Source organism: Verrucomicrobiia bacterium, assembly GCA_035495615.1.
Lineage (GTDB): Bacteria > Omnitrophota > Omnitrophia > Omnitrophales > Aquincolibacteriaceae > DATJFP01.
Genome location: DATJFP010000011.1, coordinates 8,541 through 25,787, shown reverse-complemented (window position 1 = coordinate 25,787; position 17,247 = coordinate 8,541). Strand labels below are relative to the sequence as shown.

Annotated in this window: 1 protein-coding gene; it reads left to right on the top strand. The window is 60.4% G+C overall.

From position 1 onward, the window contains the following. Positions 1 to 123 precede the first annotated feature (123 nt). Positions 124 to 17,226, top strand: coding sequence for an FHA domain-containing protein (locus VL688_01045; GenBank protein ID HTL46626.1), 17,103 nt, complete (start codon positions 124 to 126; stop codon positions 17,224 to 17,226). Positions 17,227 to 17,247: the final 21 nt, after the last annotated feature.

Below are 17,247 nucleotides of genomic sequence, written 5' to 3'. Positions count from 1 at the left end.
CATAATAATGCTATGAATTGATAGATTGAGAATTTCGGTGGCCTTCTTTGATATATATAAGAGGGGTGGTACTTTTTAAATAGAGTGCCAAAAGGGGGAATACCAACCATTTGAGGTGAAGGAATGGTCGTTCTGTTTTACCGCCGTTTTGTGACCCGGGCGGTTGCTGCCTTCATGGGGAGCGTGTTCTTCCTGACGAGCGTGGGCCCGGCAAAGATCCTGTCCGCGGCCGAACCCGAACTCGCTTCTCCCGCCTTTCCCGAAATCGCCAAGATCCAGGTCCCCAAGAACATCGGCCAGATCCAGGAATTTTACGCGGGCAAACCCGGCGCGGGCACGGTCATCCTCGTGCAGGACGCGCACGGCGTTCCGCAGGCCCAGCGAAGCATTCGCAATCTGATCGATTACTTCGAAAAAACTTACGGCCTGGACACGATCGCGCTGGAAGGGGCCTCGTCTCGGCTGAACCCGCTCCTTTTCCGCAGCTTTCCGGACCCGGACCTCCTCAAGCAAGTCTTCAAGGGCTATCTTGAAAACGGCGAACTGACCGGCACCAGCATGGCCGCGATTTTCAACGAGCGCCAGGCCCGTTACGAAGGCGTGGAGGATTGGTCTCTTTACGAAGAAGGCTACGCGGCTTTTCTGCAGTCCCTGTCCGAAAGCGGGGAGATCACGGCCCGGCTGGACGCGCTGGAAAAAGAAGTCATAGCGGCGCAGGAAAAAAATTACGCTCCGGATCTCCTGAAAGTCAGCCGCGCGGTGCGCGACTTCGAAAAGGACAAATCCGACCTGCTGCAGGTGCTGCGCACCCTCGCGCAAATCAAAAGGCCCGCGCCGGGCAGCGAGCTGCTGCTCATCCTCGAGGAAAGCGAGGCTGCGCCCGACGCGGCCGCGCTGGACATCGAAGTCAAGAAATGGGCGGCGGAGATCAAACGCGCGCTCGACAAGCGGGGGGACGCCAAGGCCCGCGCCGCGTTCAACGAAAAATTCCAGGCCTTCCAGCTCTCGCAGATCACGGCCCAGGAGTTCGGCCTCACTCTTTCGCGGCTGGCCCAGGAAAACGGCATTGCCTTTCCGGTTTCCGACGCGCTTAAACATGTCATGAAGCGCCAGAAGCGCATGAAGGACATCGAAGGCACCCGCTTTTTCGATCAATTCGAAAGCTACGTCGGCCAGGTCAAGCAGGGGCTTTTCAAAGGCGCGGAAGACCGTGCGCTCGACGCGCGCGAGAACGTGCTCGGGCTTCTCAAGAGCCTCGCGCAGCTGCAGCTCAGCCGGCGCCAATGGGAAGACATCCAGAACCGGCCCATGGCGGATGCCGCCGGCGTTTACGCGAAGATGGGGGCTCAGACCGCTTTTTACCGCAACGCGGAAAAGCGCGACGCCGCGTTCGTGAAAAATCTGGCGCCTCTCATGAATGCGCGCAAGGGAAGCGGCACCGTGCTTTTTGTCGCGGGCGGTTTCCACACCGAGGGACTGGTCGAGCGGCTGAAAGCCCGCGGCGTTTCGTATGTCCTGATCATGCCGGACATCAGCACGCTTCCGGCGGAGATCCATTACAAAGACCACATGCGCGGCTGGGTGTCGTGGAAGGATTATTTTACGGCCGAACAGGGCAAGGTGGATGTGTACAAGGCGTTCGTGCGCGCCGCGCGCGACCGCCTGCTCGCGAAAGCGCCGGACCAGGGGCGCATGCTCAAGGAATGGCGCGACCAGATCATCCGCGACCTTGCGGCGTCCGGACGTCTCGATGAAGCGGCGGACCACACGGTCTTCATGGACGAAAAGACGCACGACAAAGACCGCGACGCGCTGGCCGGCCGCGTCGAGAAATTCATTGCCGGATTGAAAGACCTCAAGTCCCGCAATCAGCTCTCGGAGCAAAACATCATGCAGCTGCTCCTGCCCGCGACGCTCGCGGACCTTACCGCGGGTCAAATCGCGCCCGGCTCATTCTCGTCCCGCTTTTCGTGGGGCCCGGACGGCCTGGCGGCTTCGGGCATGACCTTTGCGCCGCCGGCCGCGGCACCGAAATCCGAAATGCGGGTGGATTTGGATCAGCCGTACGAGGCGACGGGCCAGACGCTCCGGCAATTTCTTGTAGAACTTCGCACCGACGCGGCCGCCTTTAACCCGAACCCCGTAAGAAAGTGGGCGGATTTCGATCTTGCCGACGGCGTGGACCTGGGGCTCTTCCTCTCCCAGGTGATTTTGATGGTCAATTTCACGCAGACCATGGATGCCTTGAACTTTTTCAAGACGTACCCGGGCCTGGTCGATCTCGATACCCTCAATGCGGTCCTTGCCGGATTTGAAAGTTCCGCGCTCGCGCAGCATCCCTTGGCCGCTCTTCCGCGGATGACGCTCAGGACCCTGCAAAAGTTAAAAGCATTCCAGGCCGGCAATGCCGTTTACGCGCAATTCAAGCCGCTTCTTCTGGAACTGGAAGCCGCGACGCGGGAATTGTCCGAGAGCCTCAGCATCATCAAGGTGACGCGGAAAATGGTCGCGGAAAGTCCGGGGGAAGTGGCGGAGCGGTTCGGGGAAGAAGCAAAAACAGAAGCCTGGCTCGCGCGCTGGGAAAAAGCCGCGGGCGAGGCCTACGGCGAAATCGATTACGCGGAATTCGTCATCCATTCCATCTCCGACAAATACACGGCTCTCGACACGCAGTTTTCCGCAGTCTTCAACAAGACCGGCTTTCTCGACGACGGCGACCTCTTGGCTCTAAGAAAAGCGGAAGCCTCGGCGCGGGAACTTGCCGCCGAGCACAGGACAAGCCTTACCAGCCTCCGCGATTCGAACGTCAAGCTCGGAAAATTAATCGCGCTTATCCGCGAAGTTCCGGAAAAGCCGGAACTCCGCGCGGCGGCCAAGACCGGCCAGCGCGCGGAACTGCGCCACGCGATCGAGCCTTCGGAACAGCCGCTGGATGATTACACGCAGGTTCCGGATTCGCGCGCCGGACTTTTTCTCGACCCCACGCATGAGGCTTCCAAAGTCTGGAATGCGGTGAGGGAACTGGACCTGGACAAGGCCTTTTCCAGCGAGGGCAATGCCCAGGTTTTTCCGACCCGGGAAAAGGACCTCGTGCTCAAGATGTGGGACGGGGAAAGGGCGCCGGCCTCGAAATGGTGGAAGCTTGAGTCCGCGCAGGCGCCGGCCGTGCCGCTTTGGCGCCGGATGCTGGGATGGCCGGGCGCCGCGGCGGATGCGCTGCGCCGATTTATCAGGCGCGAGATTCGGAAGATGCTGCAGCGTCTTGGGCTTTACCCCCTGTTCGGCCTCCGCGCCTTTCATCCGGGTTACGACGCGGCCGAGCAGTATTTCGCGCAGCACCCGGACCGCCGGCCGCGCATCCGTTTCCGCGTGATCGGCGAAACCGCGTTCCGCAATGCGGCCCGCGCCGCGAGGCAGTGGTGGATCCTGGGGCCCGCGACCGTTTACGGCGTGCTGCAGGACTTCGTTCCTTCCGGATGGTTTTTCAAGGCGCGCCTGCGCGAAGCCCTACGCGAAAATAACAAGGGCCTGGCCGAGGCCATGGTCAAGAGCGCGGTTGATTATCTCCTTTCCTTCTGGAAAGACGGCTATGCGGACGTGGACCGCGGCGTCAACATCCTGGAAAATTTTTACATCGCCGGGCCCAAAGACCTCGACGCTGCCCATCTCGAAATCGGCAGCCACGACTGGGACGCTTTCACCAACGACGGCACCGTCATCCGGAATTACCTGAAGCTGCTCGAGGCGGACATCGACAGGGTGGCCACGCAGCTCGACCAGGAAAAAGCCAAGCCTTTTCGCGACAACCTGATCGACATGCAGAAAAGCGGAGGCGCGATCATTCTCGGGATGCTCCTGCGTTTTTACGACACGGTCGCCGGAGAAAACGCCGCTGAAGCTCCCGCGCTGACGCGCCTTCTTCTCGACCAGCTGCACGCGCGCGTCAAAGTCCAGGCGTGGGACGCCCTGCAGGCGGCCCGCGCGGCCCCGCATGCGGAGCTTCGCACCGCGGGTTTGGATGAGAAAGTGGCCGCGGCGCGGGAGTTTTTCAGGGCCGGCGTTCCGGGGGAGGGCGGCGTGCTTGTGCCCCTGCCCATCGACGAAAACGGACTGGTCAGCGACAAGTTGAGCGCGGAGCAGCTCAAGGCCCTGCGGGCCTGGCATCAGAGCACGAGAAAAGCCGATATCCAGATGCCGCTCGGCGAGGACGGCTCGGACGATCTTTTCGTGAAAAAGGTTTATCTGGCGGTCTCGCTCTGGCGGCAAAAAAATGAGCGCGGGGAAGTGCAATATCTCCTGGGCAAGGGTTCCGGCATGGAGGCGGCGCTGCAGGGGCAGGTCGCGGCGCGCGAAAAGAAACAGGACTTTGCCTCGCGCGCGCACAGCGACTTTGAGCTGTACGGCCTGCGCGACGACATCCCTTATCCCGAGGCATTCCTCAAAGTGTTCAGCGAACAGGAGCGCTACCCGCCGACCAAAACCAAGGGCATCAACAAGCTTCCGGAAGATCTGATGCTTTCCACTTACGAGACCGTGAATTTCGGAGGCATCCCCGTGCTGGTGCCGCAGCTGGAATTGATGTTCGTGGATAAATTCGGCGCGATCGAGTCGGACCGCGCTTACCGCAAGGAAGGCGGGGACTCGGAACTCCTGGCCAGGGCCTACGATTTGAATTGGGACAAAGTCACGGCGTATTACCGGGACTTCGTGATTCAGCCCGATATCGAAGAGTCCTCTAAAAGCGACGGCGTCACCAAAACAAAAGCGCAATTTAGCAAGTATTGGACCAATAACGTCTCTTACCTGCTTTCCGGAAACGCGGAACAGGACGTGGCCGAGCTGACGCCCATGCTTTCGCTCCAGCTGTTCAACGGCGCTCATGAAACCGAGGCCGCCATAATCGCGCGTCTCGCGATCCAGGGAAACCTGGACGGGGCCTACGAACTTTTCGCCTCGACGCAGCGCCAAGATTACCGGAAGGCGCACGAAGGCTCGGCCGAACGCCTCGAAAAGAAGCTGACGGATTTCATCGCCCAGGTCCAAGGCGGGAAATCGGAGCTGCGCGCCGAAATGCGGAGCCGGGCGGAGATCCAGGGACAGCTTTCGCTCATGAGCCTGGGGCAGCTCGAAGACTATGCGCTCTCGAAAGGCTTCGAGCTTGGCGGCATCGAATCTTATCCCGATGAGAAGAAAGAAAGGGTATTGAGAGCCTATCTGACGGATGCCGCCTTTTTGACGCAGGGGAAAACACCCGCACCGGCAAAGATCCGCAACAGCAGATTTCTCCGGCTGATTCAGCGCACGTTTAATTTTCTGCCCATTGCCTTCTTTACCTACCTCATCATCGGGACGGAAATCGCGGCCTTTCATCTGGTCCTGCCGCAGCTGATCCAGAAGGCGGGACCTCTTCCGTTTCAGATTCTGGTTTCCATTTTGTGGGTGGGGCAGATGTTTGTCGGGCTGCTGGTTATGAAATTCGGATTGCGGACGATGTGGAACGGTTTCACGTTCCTTTTCCGGCATCCGACCCTGGGATCTTTCATGACCTCGCGCGCGGCGATGGACGTGCCCGGAGCCCGCCGGAGCTTCGAAAAAAATATGAGAGAAGGCACCGCCTTTGTCACCGCCGCCAAATACAGGGCGCATACGGCGGGCCTCCTGTCATTTCTGGCCGAAGATTGGGAAAAGCCCTTTGAATCGCTGCCTCCGGAAGCAAGACGGGGATACGGTTTTGCGGTGGCTTATTTCGCGCAGGCACAGGAGGGAGAAAATTTCCTGAACTTGGTGGAGAGCCGGTTGAAGTCCGGCCTCAAAGACCGGGATTCGGAAGATCCCCTGCGTGCTCTCCACTATCGCGCCGGCATTTGGCTGGGCGGGGCGTTCCGCGCAATCCGCGACGTTCTCGCCCGCGCGGGAGACGCGGAAAGTAACCGTAAGGCCGAAGCTCTGATTGTCGCGGTGGCGCAGGCTGAAGGGCCGGAAGAAGTCACGGGACTTTTGGAAAAAATGCTCGCGGGACGCCAGACGGCGGCGCTCCCCCGGCGCGTTGAACTCAGGGCTGCGGATGAGGCCGGCATGAAATGGCTCGGCGAAATCCATCCCAAAGTCCGCGAGGCCCTTGACGGCATGATCGCCGGCGAGCCGGAAATCCGCGCCCTGCTGCAGGAAGTCACTTCCCGCGGCGCCCGCGTTTTCGTCATGAATGACGATTTGATCGGAGCGACGGGCATGACCAAGCTCGATGCTTCCCATCTGGAGCTTGTCGAAAAGCTGGTGGGCAAAGAGGCGATGGGCGATCTAAAGGCCGGGGATTATTTCTTCAATGCCGAAAGCGTGAACTTTTTGTATCCGCCTCTCGCGTTCAGCCTGTTCAGCCACGAGCTCGGGCATATCCTGGCGGAGAAAGAAGGACGCATCACCGACAAGGGCCAGAAGGACTTGAACCTTTGGGCCGCGAAGCAGGGTGAGGCCTGGGGTGAAACCGCGAGTCTCTTGATGAACACGCTGGCCGATTTTACGGTGACCGAACTGCTCGACGAAAAAGGCTATTCGAAAGCGGCCGCCTCGTATCCCGCGGTTTATCCGGCCTCGGTGAAAGAGCGCATCGTCGAGGAAGAAAAAGTCGAGCCGGGCGAAACGCCTCAGCCGAATCCTTTGAGATTTCTTTTGAGGTATGCCGGAGGTCCCGCGCTGCAGGAAGTCAAGGAGCCCGCGCGCAAGGAGGAAATCCGGAAGGCCGCCTTTGAGAAATTCGCAGGCGCCGAAGCCGGGCTGGCAGGTCCCGCGCAGGAAGAGATTTTCCGGATTTTCGAAAACGAGCTGCTTCCGGTCCTCGCGGGCGGCCGATGGATGGCCGCGGGCGCGCTGGACAAAACTCTGGGACGTCTTCAGGAGCTTTTCACCGAAGACGGACAATTCCGGCGCGCGGAGCTGCGCACGTCCGCGGTTCCCGGTCCCGCCGTTCTTAAGGGAGAGAATCCGGACGAGATCAAGATCGGGGAAAATTCCATTCTCCTCACCGGCATGACGCCGGCAAAGCTCGCGCTTGCGATCAATCAGGCCCTGCAGGGACAGAACAACGTGTACGCCGTGGGAATCGACAGCCCCGCGAAGCTCAGCTTTTTTTCGGGAAGCGAAAGCGCGCTCGTCGAAAACGGGGACGAAGCGGACAAGATCGTGCCGCCTCTGAAAAAAGCGGTCGAGGCCGTGCTGGGCCGCGAGGTGGAAGGCAAGGCCGAAGGCGGATCGAACGGCGTGGCCGTCGTCGGAGGCATCCGCGCGTCGCGCCAGGCGCCGCGCATGCTGGCGCGCACCTTGAACGGCGCTTTTGCCGGATGGCCGGAAACGGCGGACAAGAGGATCGGCGCGGTTGTGTTCGCGCGCACAGGCGCGAGAGAGAAAGTCGAAATCATTTACGGCGGGCAGCGCTTCGAGGCCTCGGCGCTCACGCGCGACGCGGTGTTCGACGCGCTGCAAGAGGCCCTGAAGTCGGAGCTGCGCGCCGCCGAGCCTCTTGATTTAAACACGGTCCTGGGCTTTGAGCACCCGGAAAAAATGGAATCCATCCGCGCTAAATATCCCGATCTCTACAACGCTTACCTGGAAGCCACGCGCCAGGTCTTCAACGGAGATTACGAGAATGCTTTGGATACCATCATGGCTTTCGAATGGGGGCATCTCGTGCGGACCGGACGGGAAGTTCTGGGCAAGGCCGTGCAGTCGGCGCACGTGAAGTTTCTGGACCTGCAGCAGGGCTGGGGGCAGTCGCTCTCGTTGAAGGCGGGATTCGATGATCTTCTGGCGTCGATCCAAAGCGGCAAAAAACTGGATTTCAGTGTTCCCCGGCAGCCCCAAAATCTCGGCGAGTACCTGGACGGCCTGAAAAACGAAAGCGACGAAATCTACTTCGCTTCGCTGATCGTTCTGCTGATCAAAGAGAATTCCACCCGCAGCCGCGAAGCCTCGCTTGCCGGATACGCCGACGGCGACACCGTTTTTTATTCGGGAAGGGCGGCGGGGAATGCGCTTACGATCCTGCAGGAGGGCGCCGTAAAATCGGGGAAAGATTATGAGTTCGGCGGCTTCAACGGCATCTACATGGCAGGGGCGTTTGACCAAGGCTGGGTCTATTTTCTGAAGAAGAATTATCCCATGGCGCTGGGATTCAAAAAAAGCATGATGCAAAGGCTCGGCGCGGGCCTTTACGGCGGCGAATGGCTGGTCCGCAAATACAAAGGCTATTTCGATCCGTATGCGCCGGTTAAGAATTTCGACCTCTCGGACCTGGGCGCGGTGGTTTTCAAGGATGAAGCCGCGCGCGCCGAATTCGAAGCTTTGGCCGGGACCGCAGCGGCCAAGCTTTTTCGTGGGGCCGAAGTCGCTATCGGGTTCGAGACCATCGACAAAAAGGCCGAGCTGCGCGACACGGGGTCGGGGGTAAAAGCCGACAGGCGGCTGCAATGGGGCGATACGTCGCCGCCCGTCAAATTCAACACGAACACGCGCATGACGGTCACCGTGCTCCCGTCCGGCACACGCGCCGAGACGAATCTGTTTTCGCTTCGCCTGAAAGATCCGGCCACCGGCACGTTCGAACTTACTGCGCGCGCGCCCCGCGTGGCCGAAGGCGGAACGCAGCTGAACCCGGAAGAAACCATTCTGCTGCGGCCGGGCCAGAGTTACCGCATCGGGCGCAGCTCCTATAACAATTACGTGGTGGATGAATTGGAGATGCCTTTTGTTTCGCGGTTCCACGGCGTTTTGACCATTCATCCCGGCGGGTGGGCGGTTTACCGCGATGCCGGGTCTCTTTACGGTTCCGGCCTGAAGGTAACGGGCGCCGCGGACATTCTCGAAGACGAGGGGCCTCAAAACAAGAAGCCCGTCCGCAGGCCGGTAAGCAAAGCCGAGCAGGACCTGCGCTCGGACATGAGCCAGCTTTCGCTGGACATGAGTGTGATCTCACGCGAATCCATGAGTCAGGCGGGGCATTCCCAGATTTTCAATTATTCGCCGGAGAAGCAGCTCGAATGGAACCAGGCGCTGTCCGAGCTTCTGGTCATCCGCGCCGATTTCATGTCGCTGAAGGCGCGCGAAGACGAAATCCGCGCCAAAGATGAGACCGGCGACGTGCCGTATCTTTTCGCTTACGGCAAAGTCCTGATCGACGACAAGCTTTTCGGCAACCCGGCGCAGCCCTATTACTACCGCAAGCAAGGCAGCCGGCCGAATGAGGCCGCGATCCGCGCCGCGAAAAGCGCGCTGCTTATTGTGACGGAACTGCAGAAACGCGCGGGCATCGTGAAATCCGAACTGCGCGCGGCCGATCCGGCTTTTGAATCGAAGCTCACGGCCTTTCTTGAGGGAACCGGCACTTATCCGGCGTCCGAAGGCGTGCTCACGGAGGCGATGGTGCAGCGTTTGAAACAGCAGGCCGCTGCCGCGGAAGGACGCAGCCTCCAAGAACGCGAGCGTGCGCTGGACGCTGTGGCTGCCTTGGCCCATGCGAAAAATGAGCAGGTGCTGACTTTGGATTTTCTGGAAGAATTTCTTCCGCGGGCGCGGGAAATCGAAGTCCTTCAAGGGGCGGACGGCGCTTCCTACCGGATTCCGTACCGCTCCATGGAGATCCTGCTCGATCTGGCCCGCTTCAATGCCGAGAACGCGGCCGTGATGGAAAGCGACCGCTTCACGCGTCTCGTGGGGAATCTGGACAAGGACGCCGCGACGTTGAATGACATCGAGGATAAACTCCCCGCGCTTTTTCCTGAGCCAGGAGCGGCGGAGACCCTGGCGCAGAGGATCAATCAACTGCGGCGGAGTCTCGCATTCATCCTGCATTACTCCTCTCAGTACCAGATCACGAAAGGGCCCCGCGCCGCCCTGGCCAATCCCGCGCTATGGGCCGGCAAAAGACCTGCCGAGATCATGGCCGACCTTGCAAAAATTTACAAAAAAGTCCCCGCGGCGCTGGGGCAGCCGGGCGCGGCCGAGGCCTGGGCCAACGTTCCGGAGGCCGCGGTGCCCGCCCTTTATCTGCTGCTGCAGCGCAACGTCCGTGCGGAACTGCCCGCGGCGCAGCGGCTCTATTACGCTTTGAAGGGAAAGCTGGGCGGGGAAGCCGCGCTGCGCAAGGCTCTCGCGGCGGACCGCTTCGAAGTCCTTTCAAAGATCGGCACCCTTACCGATGCGGATGCGAAAACCGGCCGCGGAAGAGCGCTCGTGGAAAATGAGAAAAAGGCCGCGTCCTGGAATGCTGCCGCCAGCCTGCAGGAAGCGCTTGCCCTGTTCCCGAATGCGGGACTCGAAGACAAGGTCGACTTGGCCGCGCTTTTTTATGCGGAGCGCTACCATATCCGCCTCAGTCTTTTTACCCAGCCGGCCGGGGTCTGGGACAAGCCTCCGCTTGACTGGAACAACAAGCCGATCGTCCTGCTCAACACGCCCCAGCAGGACGGGGGCGCTGATTTCCGGCGCCTGCTGGAAAAACTGCAGGAGTGGAGCGGCGTTTTCGACGGCATCGATCCGGGGCTTTTGCTTCTCAATCCAAGCCTGACGCGGCTTGAAGTGGTGGGCAAGGGCCGCGCGCGTCACCGGTCTGTTGAGAAGGCGATCCTGCTGCAATTGGCCGACAACGCGCGCACGGCCTGGCATGAAACCGGCCACACGCTCGACCCGAATTATCTCGGCGACCCCTATTACATGACGGATAAAGTCCATGAATCGCTCCAGGCTTTCGCCGCCAGAAATCAGGATAAAGGCTACCGCTACGAAAACCGTGAAGACTTCAAAGCTTTTCTGCAGCAATTCTATGAGCGCCGGCGCAGCGCCTGGGCCATTCTTTTCCGCGCTCCGGCGTATTACGACGCCCAGTATGCCGCGCAGAAAAGGCAGGACTTCTGGCCGGCGTTTCTGGAAGTGCTCAAGCGGGAGAAGGAAGAAGTGAAGGCCTCCTTTGCCCTCCTCGACCGGACGGCGGAAGCCGACATCGACAAGTGGTATGAAGACGTCGCGGAAGCCATCATCCGGCGTTATTGGAATGTGCGCCGCGACAGCGAGCAGAAAGCGATCCGGGACGACCTGATCGAGGAAATCCATGAGGACCTGCGTGACGCGCTGAAAACGGTGAGAGCCAACGGCAGGCTGGACATGCACGTCAACTATGTCTACAACGTGCCCGGGCATGACAGCAATATCGGAATTGTCACCGATCCCCTGATCGATGCCCGGCTGCGCGCGTCTTACAACGAATGGTGGGCGGACTTTTTCCTCCAGGAAGACGCCGCCCTGGAAGCCGCCGATCCGGAAGCGCATGAGCTGCGCACGATCCTGTTCGGCCGTTATCAGGGGCATCTGCCCGAGGGATTGCCCTTTGCGGACGAAATCGAGGAGCTTCCTGTTGCCGAAGAATTCAAGGAGCCGGGTGAGGGCGCGAAGCCGGAACTCAGGACAAAGGCGTCGCGGGAAGCTGCGGCGCAAGCCGTTCCGGAAACTGCAAAAGCTGAGCTGCGGGCGAATGAACTCGTGCCTGTGAGGCAAACGCCGGCGGCGCTTCAAATCACGGAAATCATGTCGCCCGATGGAACGATTCAGGACGCGGCCGCCCAGCTTCCGCAGTATGAAGCCCGTATCCGGGACGTGCAGGCGGTGGGCCCTTTTAACTGGCCGGTGGCCGAAATCGAGGCCCAGTTGAACAAAAACGGCGCGCTGAACGGAAAGCCGCTGCGGGAAGTTCTCGCCATCAACGTCAAAGCGGTTCTCGACCGCGGGCATACGCCGGAGCAATTGGCCCGCGTCCTCGAAAGAATCATGGAGCTTTTGCCGCCCGCGGAAGGGCCGATCCGCAGCGGGCATACGACGGTTGGCGCATCGCAAATTCCAGCGCTCGGCGAGGCGCGCACCGAAAAATTTTACATTTCTACGTCCGGCGTGACCGACGGCAGCCTTCATTATTTTGTGACTAATCTGGAAACCGGCGCCCGGATTCATTTCGTCGATTATCCGAGCCAAGACATTCCTTTCCATGCGTCCATGATCCGGGCCGCCGGGCTTTTTTACGACAACACGGCGAACCGGCTTGGGGACATGCAGGATTTGATCGATGCCTTTTATCCCGACGCGGCCCGGGATGTGATTCTGCGCGCCCGCAGAGGCGAAGCCGTGGAAATCGATTCGGTCGAAGGCCTGCAGCGGCTCGAGCGGCTGTACCGGCAGAACCGCGAAGCGTTTGACCAGGCCGCGGCGCATGTCACGATCGTGCTCCGCAGCCCGGCTGCGCAGCTTTATTACACGCGGGACTTCCTTTCCGATAGAAACCCGGCGGAGGTCGAGCAGAACGCGGAACGCCAGCAGGCTTTGGAAAGGATTGCGGTAAGTTACCAGCTCGAGCTCAAGATCAAAGACGACGTGGATGCGTCCGCGGTTTACGAGCTTTGGAGGGCCAGCCGCAAGGCGGGAAGCCGCGAACCTCTGCCGCTGCCGGAAGAATTCTGGCTCGGCCCGAACGCGACCTATGCCGGCGATGTCCTGGACCACGTTTACAAATTCGATCCCCGCCTGATTGATCGGATCCGTTTCGCCGACGGCTTGAAAGCCGTACCCTGGAAGCAGTTTTCCGCGATCCGCCTCGGCTTCATTGCCAAGCGCGCCGACGACAGCCCGCAGGAGCGTTTCCTCAAACTCCTCGAAGCGCGTTACAAAAAAGAAGTGAACCCGGAAGAGCCCGCGCCCATTCCGGCGCCCGCGCAGCTCCCGGCTCCTGCCGGAACCCTTGGAGAGACTCAGTCCGCCCTTGCCGCGGTTCTTGAAAAGGGGACGGCTGAAGACATGGAAGCTTTGCGCGATATTCTTTTCGCGGACTTGGTGCGTCCTGTCCCTCTGTTCGGCGAGGACCTGGTTTCTCTCACGATCGCCCGCCTGGGCGACCCGGATGCGGAGCAGCGCGCGAATGCGTCGCTGGTCCTCTCCGAATTGACAGGCGCTAAAAACCTTGCGGTCACAAGGCCTGCCGTTTTTACCGGCCTGCTCCAGGCCCTCCGGGCGCGCACGCTTCAGGACGGCTCCGGCGCCACTCTGTTTCTCCATGCGGCGGCGGACGTTTTTGACTATGCCCCCGAACTCGCGGCCGACGCCTCCGTGCGCCGGCTGCTGGACGAGATGAGCCGCGACCTGAATGACGGGGCGCTGCTCCAGCGCTTCCGCGACGCGGATGAAGATGCCGACTACAAACTCAGGAACGGCCTCGACCGGTATAAGATGGCCCTAAGCCGGGCGGTCTATCACGGAATCCCCGAAGGAATCGATTTCCTGCAGCGGCAGCTCGAGAAAACCCGCGGCGCGCTTTCCAGCGCGGGAAAACTGGACCAGGAACTCAACTACAGACTGACGGACATTCGGGATAATCTCACGTTTGCCCAGGATGCGGCCCAGGTGCAGGAAAGGGGAGGCCGGCCCTACCACAGCTTCATGTCGTCCCGCGAAGTCGCCCTCATCCAGGACGTGCGCCGCGAAGCCATGCGCGCTCAGCGGGAAAAAGGACCCATGGATCCGGGGCGTCTTCTCCAGAGCTTGGACCGCTTCGTGAAATCCGAGCTCAGGACGGACGCGCCGCGGGAGGAAATTCCGGCGCCGCGGCGTCCGGAAGCGCGCGAAGTCACCGACAAGCGCGTGTTTGTGATCGGTCCCTTTCATTTCAAGATCCGGCTCGTTGGCGAGGAAGTCCAGATTTTGCTGGGTAAAGATGTGGTGGTGCGGAAAGTCCTGACCGACGGCGGCCAGGGCCTGACGATCGGCAGTTCGACTGAGGTGAAACCCGATTTCCTGATCGACAGCAGGCGGGTTTCGAAACTGCATGCCTTTATTTACCGCAAGGGAAATCAATATTTCCTCGAAGACGCCGGCTCGACCAACGGCACCCTGATCGTGAACGAAGGAAACATCCAGAAAACGGAGCTCCAATTCACGGCGCCGGAGCCGGACCTTTCGTCCGTGGTGGATTCCATGGCGGACATCATCATCCCGCAGGAGGCGCAGGAGGACGTGAAGCAGAAGGTCTTCGCCGTCGGTACCGAGTTCCAGGCGCTGCCCCTCGACGCAAACGGGCACGTCGATCTCGTGAAAGCATTAAAGCCCTCCGACGACAAGATCCCGAAAGGCGCGGAGCTCGTGACGGAAGTGCGCAATTACGTCCTGCGTTACGTGAAAGACACGGATGAAGCAAAAAAACAAACGGCCGCGCTGCAGAATCTCGACCGGCTCAAAGAATTTCCGGAGCTGCTCGGGTACATGGAACGCGCGCGGAGAGCCAACGTCCTGCTGGTCATCGGCCGGCCGATCGAAACGCGGAAGGACTTCGAGAAAAAATTTATCCCGTACCTCAAGGAGCTTCTCGGGATCTTCGAAGAAATGCCGCAGGAGCTCCTGTGGGAAATCACGGGGCCTCTGGGATGGGAAGTCGTGCAGACCAAAGAGGGCCATTTCGGGTATCAGGGCATGGAAGACAGCATGGTGGGCGGCGGCGCGGGCATGACCGTCATGTTCGACAATCTCGCCGAAGAAAACCAGCTCGAGAATACCGTGGTGCATGAAGTCCTGGGGCACAAGCGGCACAATTCCAAGCGCATGGTCTTCGAGCTGGCGCCGAACCAGATCCGGCGGCGCGGCGGCGCGGACGATTGGGAGATCGTCATGTCCGGCGAAGGATGGGCGCGCATCGCGGCCCTCAACGGCGTCAGGAGCGTGATCCCGCTGACCAAGGATTTGGAAGAGGCGATCGACAAGCAATATTCGATCGCGTTCGCCGCGCACGAGCTCCAGACGGATAAAATGCCGCAGCTGAAACCGCAGAAGATTCTCGACATCATGAGAAAACTTTTCCAGCACGCGCTTCTCTACCATCAGGACCTGCGCGAGATCGTGGCCTTCGCGACGGCGGACGACGATCTGGCTGCCCAAAAGAAGAAAGACAAGGAAATCCGCAACGACCGTTTCAAGCTGGAGCCGACGCGGCGCGTCCTCCTGGAAACCAATCTGAGAGTCGGCAGCATTCCCGTGGACCCCGCGAACAAAGTTTACGCGGCTTACGAATATAACGGGCTTCCCCGGCGTGTGAAATCGATCGGTCAGGGCATTCTTCCTACTTACACGAAACACTTTTTCAGGAACATCGGCACCGACGAGGCTCCAAAATGGCAGGAAGTCACGTTTGACACCAAGGCCCGCCAGTGGGCCGCTGTTCCCGGAGAGCCCGAAGCCCCGGCCGCGCCGTTGGGTCAGGCCGCGCCGCAAGCCGCGGAGCAGCAGAAGGAACTGCCGCGCACCCTTCCGGATGTCAATCCTCTCGAGGTGACGGTGGATTCTTACAGCATCGGGACCGTTGCCTTCAAAGTCGCTCAGATCCTGCATGAAGGCAGCCCGGCGATCATTCTCGTCAGGGAAGACAATATCCGGAAGCCGGTTTCGGGGCCGAAGACGGTCACGCCCTCCAATCCGATGCGCCTTGGAAAAGCGCCGGACAACGACCTTGTCATCCTCGGGCCGACGGTTTCCCGCTATCATGCGCAGATTCGCGAGGTCGACGGCGAATATTTTCTCGTGGACATGGATTCGACCAACGGTGTTGTCCATTATCCGAAAGCGGGCAAGGAAGGGAAAAAGCAAAAGAGTATCAAGCTCATTTTTACAGTCGCGCCCCTGCAGCCGCCCGGAAAAGCGGAATTGCGCACGCAGCAGGAAACGGCGCAGGCCTTCGAGCGCGTGGTCCAAAATGCGAAATTACTCCAGGCCAAGCTGGCGGGCATGGTCACGGATTTCGAAGCGCGCGGGTACCGGTGGATGAAAGGAGAGGACGGCGAGATCGAGCGCTTCATCGCGGGGCTTTCGGAGCTGGAAAAATTCAACCTGGCCTTCCTTGTCGACCCCAAGCCTGCGACGCTCCAGGTGCTTGGGGATAATTTTCAGCGGATCGTGAACCGGGACATGAACATTCCCGGCCTTTTATTCCATCCGTCGACGGCCGGAGATTTCGGCGAGCTGAATGAACGCGTGCAAGAATTGGCGGCCGCCATACGCGATTGGCTGCGGGAACGGGCGAAGGGGTTCGCGTTTCAGGCGCTCGAATACGCGGCCTACGATTTGAACCGCAATTTTCCCTCGCCCCTTAACGAAGCACTGAAGCACGTCGACGACGCTCAGCGCGGGCTGCGTGCGGGTGATTTCGCCGCGGCGCAGGCCGCCGTGGGCCGCGCCCGTGATGCAATCCGGTATCTCCAGGAACCGCCGGGCATGAAATCGCTCGACGACGCCTTTTTGCTTTTCGAATTGCTGAAAGGTTTCGGCGCTTTGGACCAGGCGGCACGTCCCGCGGAACTCCGGGGACAGGGGCAAACCGACGCGGCGCTCGCGGCCTCGAAGCAGGTGATCCGCGTGCTCAGCAAAAACGGCGGCGCAACGCGCGCGGAATTGCGCGAAGCGGCCGAAAGGACGGCGGTGGTCCTGAACCAGGAACAAATCGAAATCGACGCGTTCGTCGAAAGGCTTCGCAGCCTCGCTCGTGTCGCGGACGGCGGTGAATCGCTCATGGCCCAGGACGTCTACGAGCGGGGAATCGAATTCCTACTCGGCCAGCTCAGCGCGTACCTGCAGACGAGGCCCCTCCGCAAAGGATTTACGGTCGCGCTCGACCTGCCTTCCTCCTCCGATCTCAAGATGTACGCGGACCCGGTCAAGGAACTGGAAAGCTACATCGGCAGGATGGTCGTGCGCGGGCAGGTCAAAGGCCCCGATGCCCAGGCCCTTATCGAAGTCCTGGGCGCCCGGCTCAGCCGCGTTTCCAGCTTCCGCCAGGTGCGGCCGATCGGCGACCAGCGCGTTGTCCCGGGAATTTCGCCCGCGGTGCTGGGCGAGATCCCCAACGAATTTTTCTTCGACGTGAATCTCGAGGCCGATGCGGAAGTGCGCGACCCGCGCGTCCGCACGTATGCCGCGCTGCTCCAGCTGGTCGTGGGCATCATGGCCGCTTCCGAAATCAACGATCCCAACGAGCTCAAAGTTCCGGGCGAGAGATTAAAAGGAACGCTGCTCAAGCATTTTGCGCTGTTCGCGCAATATCAGGACGGCCGGATTTTTAATTTTTCCGGGCCGCAGTCGGTCAGCATTTCTTTAAGCACCCTCGCGGGACTTCTTTCCACGCAGTTCTTCGCCAACGAAGTGCTCAAGGCTTCCGCGTAACCCCCGTATTTCTCCGCTCCT

Coding starts and splice junctions, on each gene's coding strand:
- VL688_01045 (HTL46626.1), top strand. CDS start 124: ATGGTCGTTCTGTTTTACCGCCGTTTTGTGACCCGGGCGGTTGCTGCC.